This window comes from Pyrinomonas sp., from assembly GCF_040289685.1.
GTDB lineage: Bacteria > Acidobacteriota > Blastocatellia > Pyrinomonadales > Pyrinomonadaceae > Pyrinomonas.
The window spans coordinates 1-966 of the sequence record NZ_PSLQ01000110.1; the positions used below are offsets into that span (position 1 = coordinate 1).

General features: G+C 60.7%; 1 protein-coding gene. It reads left to right on the forward strand.

What is annotated here, in order from left to right; translation table 11 throughout:
* On the forward strand, positions 1–966 hold a 966-nt coding region (locus C4334_RS14355; RefSeq protein ID WP_352432779.1), incomplete at both ends, for a polysaccharide deacetylase family protein.

Sequence of the window (966 nt, forward strand, 5' to 3'; positions counted from 1 at the left end):
TGCGCGCCGCCAGCACGTACCATCCAGCAGGCTTCGCTTTGTGGCGCTTGGGTTCCGAAGACCCATCGTTATGGAACGTCTTCGGGCGGACCAAAAGCGCGACGCCGGAATCAGCCGATGCGCTTCGAACCATCCACTACGGCTACGACATAGACTTCGAGGGAACGGGCGAGATTCTGCAACTAGAGGCCGAGCCGCACGACGGGCGACGACGGTTGGATGTAGATGAGACGACCGGTTTGATGACCGATGAAAGCTACGAAGAGATCCCATCAAGCTACGTCATTCGTCGAACCGGCGATCATCCAGGGCTGGTCGCACTGACCTTCGACGATGGTCCGGACGAGAAGTGGACGCCGCCCATCCTCGATATCCTTCGGGACGAAGGCGTGAAGGCTACCTTCTTCATCATTGGCGAAAACGGTCAAGCCCATCCGGACCTCGTGCGGCGCATCGTGCGAGAAGGGCACGACATCGGCAATCACACTTACACGCACCCGAACTTGGGGGAAACTCCAAGCCGCTTGACGCAACTCGAATTGACGGCCACCGAGCGTTTGATCGAAGCGCTCACAGGGCGTGCGACGCTGTTGTTTCGTCCGCCCTATTTCGGCGATGCCGAGCCGACCACGCCGGACGAGATCGAGCCGATCGCCGTCGCCCAAAAACTGGGTTACATCACGGTCGGCCTGCGCGTAGATCCCGAAGACTGGAAGCTGATTGGCGATGACGGGCGACGCCGAACGGCTGATGACATCGTGCAGCAAACGATTCAAGCCGTTTCGTCCACCGATCCTGAAAGACGCGGGCAAGTGGTCCTGCTCCACGATGGCGGCGGCGATCGCACGGCGACCGTGCAAGCGTTGCCCATGATCATCCGCGAGTTGCGGGCGCGCGGCTATCGTTTCGTCACCGTCTCGGAATTGGCCGGATTGAAACCGGAGCAGACGATGCCGCCCATCGACG